Source organism: Synechococcus sp. R6-10, assembly GCF_047461815.1.
Classification (GTDB): domain Bacteria; phylum Cyanobacteriota; class Cyanobacteriia; order Thermostichales; family Thermostichaceae; genus Thermostichus.
Map to the genome: position 1 here is coordinate 1 of NZ_JANSHW010000113.1, position 1,600 is coordinate 1,600.

Here is a 1,600-nt window from a genome sequence, read left to right on the forward strand (position 1 = left end):
AAACAAACAGAATGCTATCGCTGCATAGTTGAACAGTGATGTTCAGCAGTGTTCAGCGTAAATGTATCAGTTTGGAATAGTCACCACCTCTAGCTCGGAAGTCCATCGTTGCCTTTCACCAGCCCTGCCCGAACGGCATCCAAGAACTGGCGGGCAGTGCGACCGGAAAAGCCGTTTTGCTGTTGGGCCCAGATTAAGGCCTGGCGGCGCAGGGCATCCAGAGATTGGGTGAAACCCAGCCGCTGGGCCAAGTGTTCTACGGTTGCCAGGTAATCTCCCTGGGTGAAGGGGGTGAAGGTGAGGGTGAGGCCGAAGCGATCCCGCAGCGACAGCTTTTCCTGGACCGTATCCCAGGCGTGGACTTCTTGATCTTGGGGATTGGGACGGTCGCAAAAAAACTCGCGGATGAGATGGCGGCGGTTGCTGGTGGCATAAAGGCGCACGTTGGGGGGCGGCGCAACGAGATCCCCCTCCAGGAGCACCTTGAGCTGCTTGAACTCGGTTTCCTCTGCCTCAAAGGAGAGATCGTCCACAAACAAGATGAAAGGCAACACCTGCGCCCGCAGCTCTGCCAAAATCTCCGGCAACTGAACCAAGTCTGTTCGCCTCAGCTCCAATAGGCGCAACCCCTGCGGGCCGTAGCGGCGCAACAAGGCCTTCACCAGGGAAGACTTGCCCGTACCCCGCGCCCCGTAGAGCAACACATGCAGGGCCGGATCCCCCCGCAGCAGCGCTTCGGTGTTGGCCGCCAACTGCTGTTTCTGCCGTTCGTAGCCGTAAATCTCCTCCCAGTCAGGCAGATCGGGAGCAGGGATCCCTTCTAGCCCTGCTGGCCCCCAGCGAAAGGCCCAGTAGCGACCACAGAGCCCTACCCCCCTTTGGCGGTAGTGGGCAATTAAGGTCTCCAAGCTCTGGCCCCAATCGGCAAAAGAGCGGGGATCCCAGCCAGCGCTATCGGTTTCCCCATCGGGCCAGGGGATCCCCAACCCCAACGCCTGCATCTGCTCGGCAATGGTCTCCTGACTGTCCGCTAGGGTTTGCAGACAGCGCAGGTCGTGGCGGGCAGCCTGCATAAGAGGCTCTGGGATCCCTTGGGGCTGCAGCGCTGCACGGGCAAAGGGGTTATCGGCCCAGCGGATCTCCCGGATCAGCCACTCCCGCCAGCTCAGGCCCTGCCGGGCCAAAAGCTCAAACCAGCGCCCGTAGGCCGCCCAGCACGGCAAGGGATCCCCACTCATCAACTGCTGGATTAGCTCCTGCCAGGCTAGGGCTAGGGGGTGGGTGCAGATGTCCCGGAATACCAGCAGCTTGGCCGCTGCTTCTGCTGCTTCTTGGAGGGGGGTCATCGCTTGAAGCCGCTCTAACTTGGCGTTGCTTATCCGCTCCCTAGGGGAGGAGACTGGGGGTAGTTGCGTTAACAACACGGAGCGCTTGAGTTACCTGGCATTGTCCCGCCGGCCCAGTTCATAGAGGCCTCCGCCGACGCAGGCGATCAGGCCGCAGGAGACGGCCCAGCTTTTGCCCAAGGAGATCTCCGTCAGGGCTACCACCAAGCCTGCTGCCAGCAAAAAGGGAAGGGTGCTCAGCAAGGAAGCCAAAG

At 60.9% G+C, this 1,600-nt stretch carries 1 protein-coding gene; it reads right to left on the reverse strand.

Annotation, left to right across the window (positions count from 1 at the left end; translation table 11 throughout):
• Positions 1 to 89: 89 nt before the first annotated feature.
• Positions 90 to 1,346 carry a DUF815 domain-containing protein gene (locus tag NW837_RS03835; protein WP_414329344.1) on the reverse strand — a complete coding sequence of 419 codons (1,257 nt, stop codon included), beginning with the start codon at positions 1,344 to 1,346 and terminating at the stop codon, positions 90 to 92.
• Between the last annotated feature and the right edge of the window lie 254 nt (positions 1,347 to 1,600).

Coding starts and splice junctions, on each gene's coding strand:
- NW837_RS03835 (WP_414329344.1), bottom strand. CDS start 1,346: ATGACCCCCCTCCAAGAAGCAGCAGAAGCAGCGGCCAAGCTGCTGGTA.